The 20,130-nt window shown below is 42.0% G+C and carries 20 protein-coding genes and 2 pseudogenes; 21 read left to right on the forward strand and 1 reads right to left on the reverse strand.

Going from position 1 to position 20,130, the window contains the following annotated elements:
- The first annotated feature begins 50 nt into the window (after window positions 1–50).
- From HMPREF2685_RS05665 to HMPREF2685_RS05740, 15 genes are all read left to right on the forward strand, one after another.
- Window positions 51–563 carry a hypothetical protein gene (locus HMPREF2685_RS05665; RefSeq protein ID WP_049522565.1) on the forward strand — a complete coding sequence of 171 codons (513 nt, stop codon included), beginning with the start codon at window positions 51–53 and terminating at the stop codon, window positions 561–563.
- Between the two features lie 274 nt (window positions 564–837).
- The gene (locus HMPREF2685_RS05675) at window positions 838–2,343 is read left to right on the forward strand and encodes a glycosyltransferase family 39 protein (RefSeq protein WP_070465830.1); all 1,506 of its coding nucleotides are present in this window, start codon (window positions 838–840) and stop codon (window positions 2,341–2,343) included.
- Between the two features lie 130 nt (window positions 2,344–2,473).
- Window positions 2,474–3,127: a uracil-DNA glycosylase gene (locus tag HMPREF2685_RS05680; RefSeq protein WP_049483129.1), complete on the forward strand. Its 654-nt coding sequence runs from the start codon at window positions 2,474–2,476 to the stop codon at window positions 3,125–3,127.
- Window positions 3,128–3,135: 8 nt separating this feature from the next.
- Complete coding sequence (locus tag HMPREF2685_RS05685) at window positions 3,136–3,600, forward strand: NUDIX hydrolase (RefSeq protein WP_003003493.1); 465 nt, start codon at window positions 3,136–3,138, stop codon at window positions 3,598–3,600.
- 11 nt (window positions 3,601–3,611) lie between these two features.
- The gene (locus HMPREF2685_RS05690) at window positions 3,612–4,880 is read left to right on the forward strand and encodes a dihydroorotase (RefSeq protein ID WP_049483126.1); all 1,269 of its coding nucleotides are present in this window, start codon (window positions 3,612–3,614) and stop codon (window positions 4,878–4,880) included.
- A gap of 14 nt (window positions 4,881–4,894) precedes the next feature.
- Window positions 4,895–5,737 carry an SGNH/GDSL hydrolase family protein gene (locus HMPREF2685_RS05695; protein WP_049486214.1) on the forward strand — a complete coding sequence of 281 codons (843 nt, stop codon included), beginning with the start codon at window positions 4,895–4,897 and terminating at the stop codon, window positions 5,735–5,737.
- Window positions 5,706–6,338: a YpmS family protein gene (locus HMPREF2685_RS05700; protein WP_024055930.1), complete on the forward strand. Its 633-nt coding sequence runs from the start codon at window positions 5,706–5,708 to the stop codon at window positions 6,336–6,338. Before HMPREF2685_RS05695 ends, HMPREF2685_RS05700 begins: the two co-directional genes overlap by 32 nt.
- A gap of 561 nt (window positions 6,339–6,899) precedes the next feature.
- Window positions 6,900–8,462, forward strand: a complete 1,563-nt coding sequence (locus tag HMPREF2685_RS05705) for a 2-isopropylmalate synthase (RefSeq protein WP_070465833.1) — start codon at window positions 6,900–6,902, stop codon at window positions 8,460–8,462.
- Between the two features lie 12 nt (window positions 8,463–8,474).
- Entirely contained in the window at window positions 8,475–9,512 is a 1,038-nt protein-coding gene (leuB, locus tag HMPREF2685_RS05710; protein ID WP_021153116.1) for a 3-isopropylmalate dehydrogenase, read from the forward strand.
- 1 nt (window position 9,513) lies between these two features.
- On the forward strand, window positions 9,514–9,792 hold the full coding sequence (locus HMPREF2685_RS05715; protein WP_070465836.1) for a DUF1294 domain-containing protein: 279 nt from the start codon (window positions 9,514–9,516) through the stop codon (window positions 9,790–9,792).
- Window positions 9,793–9,816: 24 nt separating this feature from the next.
- Window positions 9,817–11,199, forward strand: coding sequence for a 3-isopropylmalate dehydratase large subunit (gene leuC, locus HMPREF2685_RS05720; protein WP_070465839.1), 1,383 nt, complete (start codon window positions 9,817–9,819; stop codon window positions 11,197–11,199).
- Between the two features lie 11 nt (window positions 11,200–11,210).
- A complete protein-coding gene (gene leuD / locus HMPREF2685_RS05725; RefSeq protein ID WP_070465841.1) occupies window positions 11,211–11,801 on the forward strand; it encodes a 3-isopropylmalate dehydratase small subunit in 591 nt (196 codons plus the stop codon).
- Between the two features lie 98 nt (window positions 11,802–11,899).
- Window positions 11,900–12,685 carry an L-threonylcarbamoyladenylate synthase gene (locus HMPREF2685_RS05730; RefSeq protein WP_049474892.1) on the forward strand — a complete coding sequence of 262 codons (786 nt, stop codon included), beginning with the start codon at window positions 11,900–11,902 and terminating at the stop codon, window positions 12,683–12,685.
- Window positions 12,686–12,784: 99 nt separating this feature from the next.
- Window positions 12,785–13,150, forward strand: coding sequence for a hypothetical protein (locus tag HMPREF2685_RS05735; protein WP_049474893.1), 366 nt, complete (start codon window positions 12,785–12,787; stop codon window positions 13,148–13,150).
- A gap of 56 nt (window positions 13,151–13,206) precedes the next feature.
- Complete coding sequence (locus HMPREF2685_RS05740) at window positions 13,207–13,617, forward strand: hypothetical protein (RefSeq protein WP_070465842.1); 411 nt, start codon at window positions 13,207–13,209, stop codon at window positions 13,615–13,617.
- A gap of 57 nt (window positions 13,618–13,674) precedes the next feature.
- Here HMPREF2685_RS05740 and plsY read toward each other — a convergent pair whose 3' ends face one another.
- Entirely contained in the window at window positions 13,675–14,319 is a 645-nt protein-coding gene (gene plsY / locus HMPREF2685_RS05745; protein WP_070465844.1) for a glycerol-3-phosphate 1-O-acyltransferase PlsY, read from the reverse strand.
- A 187-nt stretch (window positions 14,320–14,506) separates the two neighbouring features.
- Between plsY and parE the strand changes: the two genes are divergently transcribed.
- From parE to HMPREF2685_RS05775, 6 genes and pseudogenes are all read left to right on the forward strand, one after another.
- Window positions 14,507–16,456 (forward strand): DNA topoisomerase IV subunit B, encoded by a 1,950-nt coding sequence (parE, locus tag HMPREF2685_RS05750; protein ID WP_070465846.1) that lies wholly within the window; start codon window positions 14,507–14,509, stop codon window positions 16,454–16,456.
- Window positions 16,457–16,458: 2 nt separating this feature from the next.
- Complete coding sequence (locus HMPREF2685_RS05755; protein WP_070465849.1) at window positions 16,459–17,382, forward strand: hypothetical protein; 924 nt, start codon at window positions 16,459–16,461, stop codon at window positions 17,380–17,382.
- Window positions 17,383–17,723: 341 nt separating this feature from the next.
- Window positions 17,724–18,283, forward strand: a pseudogene (locus tag HMPREF2685_RS05760) (aminoglycoside 6-adenylyltransferase); the annotation flags it as partial.
- A pseudogene (locus HMPREF2685_RS05765) lies at window positions 18,277–18,723 on the forward strand (DUF6261 family protein); the annotation flags it as partial. The pseudogenes HMPREF2685_RS05760 and HMPREF2685_RS05765, both read left to right, overlap by 7 nt.
- Before the next feature lie 26 nt (window positions 18,724–18,749).
- Window positions 18,750–19,124, forward strand: a complete 375-nt coding sequence (locus tag HMPREF2685_RS05770) for a GNAT family N-acetyltransferase (RefSeq protein ID WP_070465854.1) — start codon at window positions 18,750–18,752, stop codon at window positions 19,122–19,124.
- 144 nt (window positions 19,125–19,268) lie between these two features.
- Window positions 19,269–20,087 carry an aminoglycoside 6-adenylyltransferase gene (locus HMPREF2685_RS05775; protein ID WP_070465857.1) on the forward strand — a complete coding sequence of 273 codons (819 nt, stop codon included), beginning with the start codon at window positions 19,269–19,271 and terminating at the stop codon, window positions 20,085–20,087.
- Window positions 20,088–20,130: the final 43 nt, after the last annotated feature.

The raw sequence follows: 20,130 nt of genomic DNA on the forward strand, positions 1-20,130 counted from the left end.
TTGTTCGGACCCATCTTAAATAAAAAGCACATTCATATATATTTGGTTGAATGAGAGGATTTTCAATGCTCACAAAAGGAACATGTTTTAATATCAGTTTGAATGGGAAAAGGCCTCTCTGGGGCTACTTTTTGTTGGTAACAGATCAAGGGGAAGAATTTATTATCAAACGCAATAGTAAAATCCCTTTCGACAGATACCGAAAAGTGTACCAGACCAGTTATTCGTTTAAAGATCAAATTTTTTCAAAGAAAGCACCAGCAAATGTTTCTTCTTTGATTGGTGTTCCATTAGGTTTATTATTAGCAAGGACATATAGAAAGATCCTTCCCATGGATCTTTTCTTTGGGAAAGCAAATCTTGATTTGAATGTTAGAGAAGGAGCGATAAATGTCCTTTTGTTTCTCTTTGCAGTTATGATCACTTTATGGTTGGTCACTATTGCCAGATATGTGCAGTTGAAATGGTTTGTTGAAAAAAATGGAGCAGAACTAGCATTAGTTGGTCAGATAAAGCCTACAGAGTATCTTCAAAAAACAGCAAATGGAACCGAGGTGTGGTGAATGCGAAAAATGAGAAAACGTCAATTGTTTGCCCTGATTTGTTTAAGCATGATAGTCCTGTTTTTAGCATATTTTGTTCAAATGCGCTTGTTTTTGGGATTGATTTTATATTTGTTGGTCGTTCTCTTTTATAGGGGCCTTGAATTCACAGAGCCTCGGGAAATAGAGTTTGATTTTAAGGATGATCGAAAATAACAATGATATTTCCCTGAACTGAATGATTTCGTACCACCCCAAAACAGCAGAAATGCTGTTTTTTTGATATAATGGACCTATGTTATCGAAAAGTAAACGTATTCTATTTGGGATGCTTCATGTTGTCATGTTGCTAGTGATGGTCCACTGGTTCTTGATCAGTGTGACCTATCTGAGAGAGATTTCATGGCTAGCCATTTTAGGTGCTGGATTGCTATTTCTGCTAGCCTGGCTGAAACGCGATGGGCTAAAGAGTGCCTTTGCTTGGTTGACTCGGCATAAAAAAGGCTTCTTGTTTGGAGCCCTTGTCTTTCAGGTGATTGTCATGGTCTGTGCGGAGCTCTTTATCCGTCGGGATGCTGCGGTTGTTTTCAAAGGGGCTTTTGATCTTCTTAAGCAATCCTCTATCACCAACTACCTCAGTCGCAATCCCAATAACATTCCGCTCTTTCTTTACGAGAAGTTTTTCTATGTCTTATTTGGCTCTAGCGGTCTGTGGGTCATGCAGGCTCTCAATATCCTCTATGTCAATCTGGGTGCAGTCCTCTTGTACAAGCTGTCCCAGAAGCATTTCAATCAAAAAACGGCTGATCTGGTCTATCTCTTCTATGTGAGCTTGATCTGTTACTCGCCGTATTTCTATTCCATGTACACGGACATTCCGCCGCTTCCTTTGATCGCTCTTCAGTTATGGTGGGCCTTGGATCTCTTGAAGGAAGACCAAGCAAGCATCTCTTGGAAGAAGATAGTTGGCTTGGGCATCTTATCTGGCCTATCCATGTTGATCCGTCCAACGACTATTATTGTCATGATTGCCTTTTGGGCTGTACTCTTCTTCAGAGGAAATTGGAAGGCCTTTGGCAAGATTGCTACGGTGACCGTGATTATGACGGGATTTGTCTTTGCAGGATTGAATACGGCGGTCAATCATCAAACAGTTGTGCCGATCTTGAAACAAGAAGGGTTGGCTAAAGGACCGCTCTTGTTTATCAATCTGGGCTTGACAGATATGGGGCACAACCAAGAAGATATGAAAGAAGGCTTGCTAGCCTATATTGATGAGGATAAGCGCTCGGATTACAACAATGGCCTCTTTAAAAAAGAAAATGTGATCAAAGAAATCAAGCGCCGTCTTAAGGAGTACGGACCGTTCGGTTTGATCGGGCATATCTACTACAAGCAATCTTTGACGGTCGCAGAAGGGACCCTAGGTTGGCTTTACCGAGATTTAGAGTATGAGAAGACACCTTATATTAATCCTCTCTATGCGCCACTGACTAAAAACAATGGTCTGGCAAAATGGGTGCGGACCTATTTCCTTAGCATTGATCGCCCGCAGTACAAGTATTATGAATTTGTGAAGCAGGTGATCTGGATCATCCTATCGGCTGGTTTGGTTGGAGCTTATCTCAAACGTCGAGATACAGATGAATTTAACTTCCTTTCCTTAGCGGTCTTTGGTGGTTTGCTCTTCTTAACCATCTTTGAAGGTGGGAAAACCCGCTACCTCATCCAATTCTTACCGCAAATTTTACTAGTCGCTTCGATCGGTCTAGCAGGATTTACCAAGAAAGAAAATACCTAAAAGCTCTGGCTTGTTTGACAGACAGAAAAAGAGGCTAGGACTTTTGTCCCAGCCTCTTTTTTATCCAGTGGATCTGCGCCAAATGTGGTATAATGGAAGGTAAGAATTTATTGGATAGCGGAGAGTTTCCATGCAGCATTCACCCTGGCATGAAGCCATCAAATCCCATCTTCCAGAAGGGTATTTTCACCAGATCAATGACTTTATGAATGAAGTCTACAGCAAAGGAGTGGTTTATCCACCGCGTGACAAGGTCTTTAAGGCCTTGCAGACGACAGAGATGGATCAGGTCAAGGTTTTGATTTTAGGCCAAGATCCCTACCATGGACCGGATCAAGCGCAGGGCTTAAGTTTTTCTGTTCCGGATCATGTACCAGCGCCGCCGTCTTTGCAAAATATTCTCAAAGAATTGCGCTCAGATATCGGAGAGAAGCGTTCCCATGATCTGACCTCTTGGGCGGAGCAAGGAGTGCTCTTGCTCAATGCCTGTTTGACAGTGCCTGCTGGTCAGGCAAATGGTCATGCTGGTCAAATTTGGGAGCCTTTCACAGATGCTGTGATCAAGGTGGTCAATGATTTGGAGGAGCCAGTTGTCTTTATCCTCTGGGGATCTTATGCCCGTAAGAAAAAGCCGCTGATTACCAACGATCGACATTTGGTCCTTGAATCAGCTCACCCAAGTCCCTTATCGGCCTACCGAGGATTCTTTGGTTCCCAACCCTTTTCAAAAACCAATCAATTTTTGAAAGAGGCGGGACGTGAGCCGATTGATTGGTTAAGATAGGAGAAAAAATGCCACAATTAGCAACGATTTGTTACATTGACAATGGGAAAGAATTTCTCATGCTGCATCGCAATAAAAAGCCCAATGATGTCCATGAAGGCAAATGGATCGGAGTTGGTGGGAAATTAGAACGCGGGGAAACCCCACAGGAGTGTGCGGCGCGTGAGATTTTTGAGGAGACGGGCCTTAGAGCCAAGCCAGTCTTGAAAGGGATCATTACCTTTCCGGAGTTTACTCCAGATTTGGACTGGTACACCTATGTCTTCAAGGTAACAGATTTTGAAGGAGAACTAATCGAGTGTAACGAAGGGACCTTGGAGTGGGTGCCTTATGATCAAGTCCTCTCAAAACCAACCTGGGAAGGGGACCACACCTTTGTCGAGTGGCTCTTGGAGGATAAACCCTTCTTTTCAGCAATGTTTCGCTATGACGGCGACCGCTTGTTAGAGTCGCATGTTGATTTTTATGAATAAAGGAGAATGCAATGGTTGTCATTAAAAATGGTCGCGTAATGGATCCCAAGACTGGCTTGGATCAAGTCTGTGATCTTCGCATTGAAGGAAAGAAAATTGTAGAGATCGCTGAGAACCTCCCAACGGATGGACAAGAAGTCCTTGATGCTACTGGTCTGGTTGTGGCACCTGGTTTGATCGATGTTCACGTGCATTTCCGCGAACCCGGTCAAACTCATAAAGAAGACATCCATACGGGTGCCTTAGCCGCAGCTGCTGGTGGTTTTACTCGAGTGGTCATGATGGCCAATACCAATCCGACCATTTCAGATATTGCGACCTTAGAGGAAGTCTTAGCTTCTGCAGCCAAGGAAAATCTTCACATTCATACGGTTGCGACGGTGACTAAGAACTTTGACGGTCAACACCTGACAGATTTTGAAGGCCTGCTTAAGGCTGGTGCAGTAGGATTTTCAGATGATGGGATTCCCCTTCAAAGCACTAAGGTTGTCCGCCAAGCTTTGGAAGAAGCTAAGCGTCTAGGAACCTTTATTAGTCTGCATGAAGAAGACCCTGAGTTGAATGGCATTCTTGGTTTGAATGAAAACATTGCCAAGGAACACTTCCATGTCTGTGGGGCGACGGGTGTAGCTGAATATTCAATGGCTGCGCGTGATGCCATGATTGCCCATGCGACAGGTGCTCACCTCCATATCCAACACCTTTCCAAGGAAGAAAGTGTCAAGGTGGTGGAATTTGCCCAAGGATTAGGTGCTCATGTGACGGCAGAAGTGGCACCTCAACACTTTTCGAAAACAGAAAGTCTGCTCTTGACTAAGGGAAGCAATGCTAAGATGAATCCACCTCTTCGCTTGGAATCTGACCGTCTAGCAGTGATTGAAGGCTTGAAGTCAGGCGTCATCTCTGTGATTGCGACTGACCACGCGCCTCACCATGCAAATGAGAAGAATGTTCCTGATATTACCAAAGCACCATCTGGCATGACTGGGCTTGAAACTTCGCTCTCTCTTGGTTTGACCTACTTGGTGCATGCTGGCCATTTAAGCCTGATGCAATTGCTTGAAAAGATGTCCTATAATCCAGCACGTCTCTATGATTTTGATGCTGGCTATATCGCAGTGGATGGACCGGCTGATTTAACCATCTTTGATCCAGAAGCAGATCGTCTGGTATCGGATCATTTCGCTTCAAAAGCTGGCAATTCACCATTTGTGGGTGAAACATTAAAAGGGAAAGTTGCTTATACAATCTGTGATGGACAAGTGATTTTTCAAGGATAAGCGATCGTATTCATATGAATCTTAAAAAAATGATGCAAGGCTTGGTTTTCTTTTTAACCAGCCTTCTTGTCTTTGTCTTTCTATTTCGTGCTCTGCTACCAACTGCATCCCCTCGTATGACCAAGCCCAAAACGGCTGCGAAAGAAATCACCTATACTTATGTAGCTCTAGGGGATTCACTGACTGAAGGAGTAGGGGATAGCACCAAGCAAGGGGGCTTCGTGCCCATTCTTGCCCAAAGCCTATCCAATGAAAATGACGGTCAGTACCAGCCTGTCAACTATGGAGTAGCTGGGAATACAAGTGCTCAGATCTTAGATCGACTCAAGAAGCAAACAGATCTTCAGAAGGATCTCAAAAAGGCGCGTGTCATGACCTTAACGGTTGGGGGAAATGACCTGCGCAAAGTCGTTGTCGATCATCTGAGTGACTTTTCCCTATCGGATATCCAAAAGCCGCTCAAGAATTATACAGCGAACCTCAAAGAAATTATTACAAAGGCCAGAAAGGACAATCCCCATCTTCCCATTTATGTAGTGGGGATCTACAATCCTCTTTACCTGAATTTTCCTGAATTAACTAATATCCAGACGGCTGTCGATCGTTGGAATGAGAGGACGGAAGAAACCATCGCGCAATTTGATCTGGTCTATTTCGTCCCGATCAATGATCTGCTTTATAAAGGAATTGATGGCAAAATGGGCGTATCAGAAGTCAGTGACGGGAAGACTACCGTTATCAATGATGCCCTGTATGAAGAGGATAGCTTTCACCCTAACAATACGGGCTATGAAAAGATGAAACAAGCAATATTGGAGAAAATCAATGCCACGAAGAAAACTTGGAGTCAAAAATAATCCCATCAACGAGAAGGTCCCCTTCCTTCAAAAAATTAATATTTGGAAATGGTTGTTTTTAGGATTGGTGAGCCTTCTCTTAGCCTTTGCTATAGTCGTGCAAGGACGCTTAGCGACGCCAAGAGAAGATGTTAGTCAGCTTCATCAAGCAGTTGGCACCAAAGATGTCAAAGTTGGAACCATGACAACGACTCGGGATCAACTCAATGATACTATCAAATCGCTACTGAAAAAATATAAGCTGTCCGACTACAAGGTCTATGCGGACAATCAGCAAATCCTATTAGAAGGGCAGTTGAGTCTCTTAGGAAAGGAGTATCCCTTATATATTTACTTCCAACCATCCAAATTGGAAAATGGGAACATCCTCTTGACGGTGAAGGATTTTTCAGTTGGAACCTTTCAAATTCCACAAAGGATGGTCTTGCAGCTCTTGAGTAAAAATAAAAATATCCCAAAATTTGTTCAGATCTCACCCAAGCAGTCTACCATCACCATTGTATTACCAGAAATCGACAATGACTTTGGAATCTATGTCAAGGCCAATACCATTGACCTCTATAATGACAAGATCGTTTTTGATTTGTATCAGAAGAAGTAGAGTAACAGGGTCTATTCAGATTGATGGAAAATTGTATTTTACATAAAACAACTAGAATGATGCTGAAAATAAAAACGATACTTACTATTAGGCTTATTCAATAAATATTGAAACTTTCCGCCGTGAGAAAAGTGCTAGAAACACTTTTGTTTCTAGCACTCGGGAGTTTTGGAACCTTAGGTCCAAAACTAAGTCATGGAACTTCTTTGAAGTTCGCTGACGTCCGTCTTCACCTAAGGAAAGTTTCTAAGATGACTTTATCTTCAATCTAACTAGAACTGAACGCTTTATTTTGTTTCTATTCAAAAAATTCAGAATATTACAGAAAATTCTTGACATTGCTTTTTCCCTATGCTAAAATACTAAACAAGACATTGAACAAAGGAGAAAGTCAAACATGAAAACAGCTAAGTTTATTCAATTTGCTTTGTTGTTGAGGTATAAGGGCTAGTGCAGAAGCATTAGTCCTGTTTGGCTTACCAAGCGGGCAAAAACATCTCGCTTGGTTAACCGAGTGAGATGTTTTTCTTTATATCCACTACATAGAAATGAGGAGACCCTATGCGTAAAGTTGAATTTTTAGATACCAGCCTTCGGGATGGTGAACAGACTCCGGGAGTTAATTTCTCTATCAAAGAAAAGATTGCTATTGCCAAACAATTGGAAAAATGGGGTATTTCTGCTATTGAAGCAGGTTTTCCAGCGGCTAGTCCGGATTCCTTCACAGCTGTACAGGAAATTGCAAAGGTCTTGACCAAGACAGCCGTAACTGGCCTAGCTCGTTCTGTCAAATCAGATATTGATGCTTGTTATGAAGCCTTGAAGGATGCTAAGTATCCACAAATTCACGTCTTTATCGCAACCAGTCCCATTCACCGGGAGTTTAAACTCAACAAGACAAAGGAAGAAATCCTTGAAACGATCAAAGAACACGTTTCTTACGCTCGCTCAAAATTTGAAATTGTTGAATTCTCTCCCGAAGATGCAACTCGGACAGAATTGGATTTCCTCTTGCAAGTCGTACAGACTGCAGTTGATGCTGGTGCTAGCTACATCAACATTCCTGATACAGTCGGTTTCACGACACCAGCGGAGTACGGTGCCATTTTCAAATACTTGATTGACCATGTCAAGACAGATCGCGAGATTATCTATTCCCCTCATTGCCATGATGACCTAGGAATGGCAGTGGCCAATAGTCTCGCTGCTGTTAAAAATGGTGCCCGTCGTGTCGAAGGAACCATTAATGGAATCGGTGAACGGGCCGGCAATGCGGCGCTTGAAGAGGTAGCGGTTGCTCTCAATATCCGTGAAGATTATTACCAAGTTGAAAGTCCGATTGTCCTTAATGAAACCATCAACACTTCTGAGTTGGTTTCTCGTTACTCTGGTATTCCAATTCCTAAAAACAAGGCGGTTGTTGGTGGCAATGCCTTCTCACACGAGTCTGGGATCCACCAAGACGGAGTTCTTAAAAATCCTCTTACCTACGAAATCATTACGCCTGAGTTGGTGGGTGTTAAGAGCAATAGTCTCCCTCTTGGAAAATTGTCTGGTCGACATGCCTTTGTCGAAAAACTGCATGAGTTGGGACTGGAATTTACAGAGGAAGACATCAAGCCATTGTTTGCTAAGTTCAAATCTCTGGCAGACAAGAAACACGAGATCACAGATGCCGATATCCGCGCCCTTGTTGCCGGTACAGCAGTGGAAAATCCAGAAGGATTCCAATTTAACGATCTCCGCTTAACCACCAATGCAGATGAAACGATTACAGCGGCGGTTAGCCTCAGCAATGAAGAAGGGGAAGTGCTTGAGTTCCTTGCCAATGGTCAAGGGTCGGTTGAAGCGATCTTTAATGCGATTGATAAATTCTTCAACCAAACGGTTCGCTTGACCTCATACAATATCGATGCAGTGACTGATGGGATCGATGCCCAAGCCCGTGTCTTGGTATCCGTGGAAAATGTTGATACCGATACGATTTTCAATGCCTCTGGTTTGGACTTTGACGTATTGAAAGCCTCTGCCATCGCTTATATCAATGCTAACACGCTGGTTCAAAAAGAGAATGCGGGTGAGATGGGACGAGCTGTCTCCTACCGTGATCTTCCACAAGCCTAAGAGGAACTGAATATGACAAAGAAAATTGTAACACTTGCAGGAGATGGGATTGGCCCTGAGATCATGGCAGCTGGACTAGAGGTCCTTGCAGCCGTCGCTCCCAAAATCGGCTTTGATTATAGTCTAGAAGACAAACCTTTTGGGGGTGCTGGAATTGATGCCGCTGGCCACCCACTTCCCCAAGATACTCTAAAAGCAGCTAAAGGAGCGGATGCTATTCTTCTCGCAGCCATCGGGAGTCCTGAGTATGACAATGCTCCTGTTCGTCCAGAACAAGGCCTGCTCGCTATTCGCAAGGAATTAAATCTCTTTGCCAATATTCGTCCTGTACGGATTTTTGACGCCTTGAAACACTTGTCTCCTTTGAAACCAGAGCGTATCGAGGGTGTCGACTTCGTGGTCGTACGTGAATTGACAGGTGGGATTTACTTTGGAGAGCATATCTTGAAAGAAGATATAGCGCGCGATATCAATGATTACAGTGCAGAAGAAATCCGTCGGATTATGCGCCAAGCCTTCAAGATCGCGCAAGGACGTGGTAAGAAAGTGACCAGTATCGATAAGCAAAATGTTCTGGCAACGTCTAAATTGTGGCGCCAAGTGGCAGAAGAAGTTGCTAAAGAATTTCCAGATGTGACCTTGGAGCACCAGCTTGTCGATAGTGCGGCCATGATCATGATTACCAATCCAGCCCGCTTTGATGTCGTAGTGACAGAGAATCTATTTGGAGATATCTTATCTGACGAATCGAGTGTCCTTCCTGGAACACTAGGCGTGATGCCATCTGCCAGTCATTCTGACCAAGGACCAAGTATGTACGAACCGATTCATGGTTCAGCACCAGATATTGCAGGTCAAGGCATTGCCAATCCGATTTCCATGATCCTCTCTGTTGCCATGATGCTCCGAGACAGTTTTGGAGAAACAGCAGGTGCAGAAATGATCGAAGAAGCTGTCAATCAAACCTTGAATCAAGGAATCTTGACACGGGATCTAGGTGGTCAGGCTTCTACTGCAGAGATGACTGCAGCCATTATTGGGAATCTCTAAGATGACTTGGAGAGATCGCTGTTTAGTGCTAATCGCAATTTGGAATAGTATCGTATTTCTGACCTATGGCTTAGATAAACGAAAAGCTATCCAAAACAGGTGGCGGATTCCTGAAAAGGTCCTGTTACTCGAGAGCTGGGTGCTTGGTGGATTCGGAGCTCTACTAGGCGGATATCTCTTTCACCACAAGGTGCGGAAATGGTATTTTCAAGCTAGCTGGTGGGGCAGTAGCCTACTTTTAGCAGGTGCCCTCTTTCTAATCCTTCAATGGATTTCCTAACAAGAAGATAAAAGGAGAAAGACGATGAGTGGAAAATCAATCTTTGATAAACTTTGGGACCGCCATGTTATTACAGGAGTGGAAGGGCAACCCCAACTCATGTATGTGGACCAACACTACATCCACGAAGTGACGAGTCCGCAAGCCTTTCAAGGATTACGGGACGCAGGACGCAAGGTTCGACGACCCGATTTAACCTTTGGAACCTTTGATCACAATGTTCCAACGGTCAATATTTTTGATATTCGAGATGTGATTTCAAAAGCCCAGATTGATAAATTAGCTGAGAATGTGGTGGACTTTGGGATTGATCATGCTGCCCATGGTTCTGCTAAGCAAGGAATCGTTCATATGGTGGGCCCTGAAACCGGTCGGACCCAGCCTGGGAAATTTATTGTCTGTGGAGACAGCCATACCGCAACCCACGGAGCCTTTGGTGCCATTGCCTTTGGGATTGGAACCAGTGAAGTGGAGCATGTCTTTGCTACCCAAACCATCTGGCAAGTCAAACCCAAGAAAATGTTGGTTGAATTCACCGGAACCCCACAAAAAGGGATCTATTCAAAGGATTACATCCTAGCTTTGATAGCGCGCTACGGTGTTGCTTGTGGAGTTGGCTATGTCGTAGAGTATCGGGGAGAAGCAATTGATCGCTTGACCATGGAAGAACGCATGACCATCTGCAATATGTCGATCGAGTTCGGGTCCAAAATGGGGATCATGAATCCAGATGAGACGACCTTTGACTACCTCCGGGGACGCGAATGTGTGCCAGATGATTTTGAGGCCGCAGTAGCTGATTGGAAGACTCTGGTTAGTGATGACGACGCCGTTTATGATAAGGTCATCCGTATGGATGTATCTGATCTTGCTCCGATGGTGACTTGGGGAACCAACCCTTCTATGGGAGTGGACTTCGAGACTCCTTTTCCAGAGATTCGCGACATGAATGATGAACGGGCTTATCATTATATGGATCTAGAACCTGGTCAAAAACCAGCAGACATTGAATTAGACTATATCTTTATCGGTTCTTGTACCAATGCGCGTCTCAGCGATTTGGAGTTGGCAGCCAAGTTTGTGAAAGGCAAAAAAATTGCGCCAAACTTAACTGCTATTGTGGTACCTGGCTCTCGTCCGGTTAAGCAAGCTGCCGAAAAATTAGGCTTAGACAAGATCTTCATGGATGCGGGCTTTGAATGGCGTGATCCAGGATGCTCCATGTGTCTAGGAATGAACCCAGACAAGGTTCCAGATGGGGTCCACTGTGCTTCTACTAGCAACCGGAACTTTGAAGATCGTCAAGGATTTGGAGCCAAGACCCATCTCTGTAGCCCAGCAATGGCCGCTGCAGCAGCAATAGCTGGTCGCTTTGTCGACGTGCGCCAAATGCCGGAAGTCGAGTAAAAGGAGGAAGCATGGAGAAATTTACCAGTTATACGGGAACTACGGTTCCCTTGATGAACGATAATATTGATACTGACCAAATCCTCCCCAAGCAATTCTTAAAGCTGATTGATAAAAAAGGTTTTGGGAAATACCTCATGTATGCTTGGCGCTATTTGGATGACCAATATACTGAGGATCCAGATTTTATCTTTAACAAGCCAGAATACCGCAAGGCGACCATTTTGATCACTGGTGACAATTTTGGGGCCGGTTCCTCTCGGGAGCACGCAGCCTGGGCTTTAGCTGATTATGGCTTTAAAGTCGTTATCGCTGGATCTTTTGGAGATATCCATTACAATAATGAGCTTAATAATGGCATGCTGCCGATTGTCCAACCACTTGAGGTTTGTCAACAATTGGCAAGTTTGAAGCCGACAGATCCAGTGACGGTGGATTTGGAAGAGCAGAAGATCATCTCGCCTGTAGGAGAGTTTCGCTTTGAGATCGATCAAGATTGGAAGCACAAATTGCTCAACGGGTTGGATGATATCGGGATTACACTTCAGTATGAAGACTTGATCGCAGCTTATGAGAAGAACAGGCCAGCTTACTGGCAATGATAAAATTGTATACTGAATTACGAATTTTCTGAAAATATATTGAATTTGAGACTGTTTTTTGATACAATACTAAAAAGAATAGAAAAGGAAAGAGACTTATGACAAAACACATTCAATGGGACGGACAACTTTCACAAGAAGGATTTGATATTCTAAATGGAGAGGGTGGCTGTATCGTCTGCCCTACCAAAGTTGGCTATATCATCATGACCAGTGACAAGGCTGGCTTGGAACGTAAATTCGAAGCCAAAGAACGCAACCGCAACAAACCAGGTGTGGTTCTTTGCGGAAGCATGGACGAACTTCGTGCCCTTGCGCAATTGAATCCTGAAATCGAAGCCTTCTACCAAAAACATTGGGATGAAGATATCTTGCTTGGTTGTATCCTTCCTTGGCGTGAAGATGCCTATGCAAAATTGCAAGCCTTCGGAGATGGACGTGAAGAACTCATGACAGACGTTCGTGGAACTTCATGCTTTGTCATCAAATTTGGTAAAGCTGGTGAGCAAATTGCCAAAGAAATGTGGGAAAAAGAAGGTAAGATGGTTTACGCTTCTTCAGCCAACCCTTCCGGTAAAGGAAACCGCGGGAAGGTCGAAGGAATCGGTGAACGTATCGAAGGTGCCGTGGACTTGATCATCGAAGCAGATGATTATGTAGCTTCTATCCAACCAGACAAGACCATTGAAACTCGCTATGAACAAGGTGTGATGGTCTCTATGGTTGATGCCGAAGGAAAACTGATTCCAGAACAAGGAGCAGGTAGCCGTTCTGTCAATACTTGTCCAGTTGTGATCCGTAAAGGATTGGATATCGATAAGATCATGATGCACTTATCTGATCATTTCAACTCTTGGAACTACCGCCAAGGGGAATACTATTAAGAAACAGAAAAAAGCATTCCATTTGGGATGCTGTTTTTGTGAAAGGTTAAAAGATGGTATAATAGAGTCAAACGATGTTCCATTAGAAGAGGAGTTAGTATGGTCTCCAGAAAAGCATTTATCGACAAAGCCAATCAGGAAGGTTTTTCCTTCAACATCCAAATCCCATGGTGGCGGTACAATAACTTCAAGTCATTGGTTTGGAGAAAAAGGCTCTCTGAGGAGCAACTCTATCAGATTTTTCTTTTACTTTGTAGAGAGGTAGAACACCGGCAAATGAAAGTAGTAGCGGATAAGAGGAAGTATCAGACTGGATTTTATGTAGCTGCATGCAATGGTCGGGAGTTTCGCTTTGAGTTTGTATTCAAAAAGAATCAACAACTAAGAGTTTTTAATCTATTTGAGACAGTCAATGGTCGGAAGAAACTAACCTTGATGGATTTGCTTGATTACATAATGGATTGACGATTTATAGAAACAATAAGGGTTCACTACAGATTGATAAAAGAAAGAGTGGTTCTATGATTTCAAGAGATGCATTTTTAGAAAGAATCAATCGGGAGGGATTTTCATTTAGCATTGAAATCCCGCGCAGAAATTTTTCGGATTTTAAATCATTGGTTCGGAGAAGAAGAATTTCAGAAGTAGACCTCTATCAGCTGTTTTACAACTATTGTCAGGAACTAGAAAATTGTCTGAAAGAAGCAGGAGAGAAACGACGCTTGCTCTTCAATAAATTTCCAGTTAGCCCTGTTCATGATAAATATAAAACAAAATTTGATACAGTGGCACCCAATGGACGCCAATTTCGCTTTGAGTTTGTTTTTAGCAATGACAATCGTTTAAAAGTTTATCACATGATCGAAACTGTTAATGGTCGTAGGAGAAAAACTCCTATGGAAATATTGATGGACTTAGTCGATGCTTTATAATGAGGATCTGTTCAAAAGTATAAGGAGAATCCAATCAAAAAAACTAGAGCGCAGGCTCTAGTTTTTTGGTTGTTGGTGGGTGATGTTCTTTCCCCAAGGGATGAGATTTTCTTTTTTCTCTTTGATTCGTTGGATATTGTCTTTGTGACGAAGAATGATCAAGGTCGCTAAGGCCAAGACAATGACTGTAAAAAGCGGATCATAACCGTGCAAGATCCATCCAGTCAAGGGGAGAAGGAGGACAGATAGAATGGCGAGTAGCGCAACGGTAACACTCGAAAACGAGATCATACTGGTTAAATACAGGCTGGCTACAAAATACACAGCTAAAATTAGTAGTAGGATAGGCGAGAAGCCAAGTAAGACACCAGCACTTGTCGCCACTGCTTTTCCCCCCTTGAATCCAGCAAAAATTGGAAAAGTGTGGCCTAAAACAGCTAAGAGACCAAAGACCATCGGTGAGATCCCTTGAATTCCGAAGAAAGTCGGAAGGAGAACGGCTAAAGTCCCTTTTAAGAAATCAATCGCAAAGACGATGATCCCAGCTTTCTTCCCTAAAATCCGAAAGGTATTGGTCGTTCCTGTATTGCCCGAGCCATGTTCCCGTAAATTAATATTGAAAAAGATTTTCCCAATCCATAATCCCGAAGGAATGGAGCCTAATAGATAGGCTAAAATTAAAACACTTATTTCTTTTATCATACTTTCATTATAACAAAAAGCCATCAATAGAAAAAGCAATTTTTTGAGTTCAAGTGTGACATCTGAAGAAAATGCTCAGCCAGCATTTTATACTGAGATATAGAAATCTCCATATAAAGAGAAAAAATTTTGCAAAATTTCCTAAAAAACTGTAATATAGAAAAGATGAACAAACAGGAGGTTCCTTGTGGCAAAAAAGGAAATCAATATTAATAATTATAATGACGATGCCATTCAGGTACTAGAAGGGTTGGATGCAGTCCGTAAACGTCCAGGAATGTATATCGGATCGACCGATGGAAACGGCTTGCATCACATGGTCTGGGAGATCGTTGACAATGCGGTCGATGAAGCCTTGTCTGGCTTTGGCTCACAAATCGATGTCACGATTAATAAAGATGGTTCTCTATCGGTAGAAGACCAGGGACGTGGAATGCCGACTGGGATGCATGCTATGGGCAAACCAACCGTTGAAGTGATTTTTACGGTCCTCCACGCCGGAGGGAAGTTTGGTCAAGGAGGCTATAAGACATCTGGAGGTCTTCACGGAGTGGGATCTTCTGTCGTCAATGCCCTTTCTAGTTGGCTGGAGGTAGAAATTACCCGTGATGGAGCTGTCTACAAGCAACGCTTTGAAGATGGCGGGAAGCCTGTCACTACTCTTGAGAAGATAGGATCGGCTCCCAAATCTAAGACAGGGACCAAGGTCACCTTCATGCCGGATCCAACCATTTTTTCAACGACGGATTTCAAATTTAATACCATTGCTGAGCGGATCAAAGAATCAGCCTTCTTGCTTAAGGACGTGACGCTGACGCTGACCGACCTTCGTAAGGAAGAAGATAACCATGTGGCCTTTCATTATGAAAATGGTGTCCAAGATTTTGTAGAGTACTTGAACGAAGATAAGGAAACTTTGACACCTGTTCTCTACTTTAGTGGCGAATCAGATGGTTTTCAGGTAGAAGTAGCCATGCAATACAATGATGGTTATTCAGATAATATCTTGTCCTTCGTAAATAATGTCCGCACCAAAGATGGGGGAACCCACGAGACAGGTCTGAAGACAGCCATTACCAAGGCCATGAATGACTATGCAAGAAAGACAGGACTTCTCAAGGAAAAAGACAAAAATCTGGAAGGATCAGACTACCGCGAAGGTTTGTCGGCTGTTCTTTCGATCTTGGTTCCAGAAGCTCATTTGCAGTTTGAAGGACAAACCAAAGACAAATTAGGAAGTCCCTTGGCTCGTCCAGTCGTTGATAGCATTGTTTCTGATAAATTGACCTTCTTCCTCATGGAAAATGGAGAGTTGGCTTCTAATCTCATTCGCAAGGCTATTAAGGCCCGGGATGCGCGTGAAGCAGCTCGAAAAGCGCGGGATGAAAGCCGAAATGGCAAGAAGAGCAAAAAGGACAAAGGACTTTTATCTGGTAAATTGACACCAGCCCAGTCTAAAAATCCTAAGAAAAATGAACTCTATCTAGTCGAAGGAGACTCTGCTGGCGGTTCTGCCAAACAAGGACGGGACCGTAAGTTCCAAGCGATTCTCCCTCTTCGTGGGAAAGTTCTCAATACTGAAAAGGCCAATATGAGTGATATCCTCAAGAACGAGGAAATCAACACCATGATCTACACCATTGGTGCAGGAGTTGGGGCAGATTTCTCAGTGGAAGATGCCAACTACGATAAGATTATTATCATGACCGATGCGGATACCGATGGTGCCCACATTCAGACCTTGCTCCTAACTTTCTTCTATCGCTATATGCGTCCCTTGGTCGAAGCAGGACGTGTCTATATCGCCATGCCTCCTCTTTACAAGATGTCTAAAGGCAAAGGGAAGAAAGAAGAAGTGGCTTATGCCTGGACAGACAGTGAATTGGAAGACCTACGTCGGACCTTTGGTCGTGGGGCAACCCTCCAACGGTACAAAGGGTTGGGGGAGATGAATGCGGATCAGCTTTGGGAAACCACCATGAACCCAGAAACCCGCACCTTGATCCGTGTCACCATTGATGATCTAGCTCGTGCAGAACGCCGCGTCTCCGTCCTCATGGGGGATAAGGCGGCACCACGTCGTCAATGGATTGAAGACAATGTTAAGTTTACGCTGGAAGAAAATGGGGTGTTTTGATTATGGAAAGATTTAGTAATTCAATAGATAATGTTAAAGATTTTGTTATTAAATTAATTTTAAATGATAGTCAGAGGGAATCGTATCTTTCCTATACAAATAAAAGTTCTCTTAGAATACTTGATAATAATGAATTTCTGAAAGATGGTTTACGTTATAAAGTACCTTTATATTTGTATTGTGCAGCGGGAAATTTTTTTGTTGCTCTGATATTATTTTTAACTATTCCGATTGGACTAAATAGAATTGATAATGTAAATCATATTCTTAGTGTAATCTTATTTACATTATCACTTTTGTTAATAATTTTTTTAATTTTTAATGCCTATATTTTTTTTGGAATGATTCCTTGGCGTTGGTATAATCAATTACGTATTGTAATTAGTTTTATACTTATTTCTTTAATTTGTTGTAGTTTAGTTTTTGTCCCCTTCCTTTCTACAAATAACTTATTTCAGAATCTTTTTCAAGAATTTGATTTGAATAAATTATTTGATAATAAAATATGGAATTTTTGGTTACTTGCTATCTTACTATTTTTTATTTCTTGTTTATCTTCATATTTATTTTTTAAAAAGCAAAACACTTTCGATTTAGAAGATATTAAATCTGAAAATGAAGTATTACTAATAATTCTATCAATTCCTACTTTCATCATTGGAGTTGATATTGAAAAAGTAAGGCCAATCGGATTCATTCTTTTGACACTAGTAATTCACACTGTATTTACCTCGATGTATATTTCTTATCGTCTTTCTAAAAATTATAAAAAAGCTGATAAATTATTCCAAAGAGAATTACTTTCAGCTACTCCTAATTATACTAATTTAAAAGATTGCTACTATCACGGTGGTGAAGAATATAAAGATAAACTACTAAGTACTGAAAAATTATTACGGATAATCAAGCAAAATGAAGAATGCTAGGAAGTAATAAAGATATTAATTAATCCAAATACTAATACTAACAGATCATGTATAAACAAGTTTTGGATTTATAGTCTGTATATTATCGAGTAAATGGGCTTAATGACTCAATAATTATTTAATTAACTTTTTAAGACACATCTCTATTTTATTTATATTTTTTCAACGTACAGCATTGTTGGAAGTATATTTTTTCCTAAGTTCCCAATAAATTTTCGCGAAAAGTTGAAAGAACTGAAATAGTTTCAAAGAAATATATAATAAGATGTTACATTATATAACACTCAATATACAGTTCTTTATTTTATAAAACTAAAATTAATACAATTGATTGTATCAAAATGAGAACTGAAAATGAACTGATGAATCTGATTTTGCAAATAGCTGATACTCTTGAAGTAGAAGCAATTGCTTTATCCGGATCACGAACTCATCCTTGGACGCCCAAAGATTAGTTTCAAGATTATGATGTGGTCTATATTGTTGAGAATCTGGAGGACTTGATATCTGATTTATCTTGGCTAGACCAGTTTGGAATACGGCTGATTGAACAGCACAATGTCCTTGAACACCGTCGTCTTTACCTCATGCTCTTTGAAGATGGGAATCGTATTGATTTAACCCTCTCCCCAAGGAGTATATCCTAGAGTGGGTGGACAGCGAAACAAATTTTGAAGTTATAAAAGACGACAATGGCTTGTTTGAAGCGTATCCGCCTAATCCTAAGCGCTATTGGACTGCTCCGCCCTCCGAAGAGGAATTTATAGCATCCTGCAATGAATTTCGGTGGGTGTCAGCCTACGTTGTCAAAGGAATTTGTCGCAAGCAAATCATTTATGCAACGGACCATCTCTACGGTATTTGTCAGCAAGAGTTGTTAAAAGTCTTGGCTTGGCAGGTAGCAAGGAAGCTTACGACAAACTCAGCGAATTTTTCAAAAATTATGCTGGGCTAACGAGTATGAGCTACGAGAAAGAGACAGAAGCTGTTAACCATTTGCTCAAGGAGCTAAAAGATACTGACTACCAAACTGCGCTTGCAACCCTGCATTTGACAACTCATGTAGAAACTTTGACAAAGGCGCAGGCTCAGTTTGAGAAAGCCTATAAGGAGCGCTTGACTGAGCAAAAGGGCAAGGAACCTAGTCAAAACAAGGAAGTCCGAGCGAAACTGCAAGAAATCTATGACTTCCTTGTGGATTTTACTGCAATCAACGCTTATGCTTATCCAGATAAAAAGCAGTATTCCGATCTCCGTGACCATCTCAACGCTATCCGTAGTCGCTATAAAAAACGCAAACCTGATATGAAGGTAACGGAAGCAGTGGGGAGTGTTAATTAAGTCTGACAGATTTGGAGGAATAGAAGATGATTATCAGACCTGCAATCAGAAAAGATTGTCAAGCTATTTATAGCCTTTATCAAAGTGAAAAATGGATTTCTTTTACAGAGGAAAAAGTGACATCTCTATTTTCAACAAATCTGTCTCATTACTTGGTGCTTGAAGAGAACCAGAAAATCCTTGGCTTTGCCCGTTATCTGACGGATGAAGTGCTGACGACCTTTTTAGCTGAAATAATTATTGATAAATCCCACCGCAGAAAAGGACTGGGACAGCAGCTGATTGAGGAGATCCACAAAAAATATCCTTTGACACGGATTGAATTAATATCTGAAGCAGATGGATTTTATCGGGCAATAAGTTTTAAGCCTGTTGGTACAGGATTTAGAAAATCTGAATGAAAGGAGACAGCCAATGACGCTTGACAACAAACTGGTTTTGACAGATTCGCTTGAACTAGCATTGAAAAAGTTCCAGCAGACAGTCCGCTTTATAGACATGTCCTATACAGAATCAAGAGTTTCCACTAAAAAGCAGGTATTCCCATGAGAACTGAAACTGAGATGTTTGATGTGATTTTGCAAACCGCAAAAGTTCTACAGGTCGATGCAGTCGCCATGTCCGGCTCGCGGACAAACCCAAAGGCTCCCAAGGACGAGTTCCAAGATTATGATGTAGTCTATATAGTCGATAATCTAAAATATTTGCTTTCTAATTTATCTTGGCTGGACCAGTTTAGTAAACGCATCATTGAGCAAGAAGTTGCTCTAGGACACCGTCATCTTTATCTCATGCTCTTTGAAGATGGCAATCGCATCGATTTGACCCTCTGCCCCAAAGAGTACATTCAAGAGTGGGTGGACAGTGAAGCAAATTTTGAAGTTATAAAGGACGACAAAGGCTTGTTTGAAGCCTATCAGCTTAATCTGAAGCGCTACTGGACCGCTCCGCCTACTGAAGAGGAATTTGTAGCCACCTGCAATGAATTTTGGTGGGTATCGGCTTATGTCGTAAAGGCCATTCGAAGAAATCAGCTGATCTATGCGACTGATCACCTCTATGGCATTTGCCAGCAAGAATTGCTCAAGGTCTTAGCTTGGCAGGTGACAAGCTATAGGGGAGTAGTTGACATCGGAAAGAACTACAAGTACCTCTTCCACTATCTACCAGCTGAGCAAGAGAAGGAGTTCTCAGCTTTGCTTGATTTATCTAGTTTCGATAAAATCACTCATTCTTTATTTGCTACCATGGGGCTATTCAATCGAGAAGCTCAAATTCTGGCTCAAAAGATGGGATTTACTTACGATATGGAAGTTGCAGAGAAAATGATTTCTTATGCTAAAGAGAAACTTTCTAATCATTAATGAATCTATTTTAAACATCAGAAAGGAACGTTTGGTTACTTGG

Source organism: Streptococcus sp. HMSC074F05 (assembly GCF_001808725.1).
Taxonomy (GTDB): Bacteria; Bacillota; Bacilli; order Lactobacillales; family Streptococcaceae; genus Streptococcus; species Streptococcus parasanguinis_I.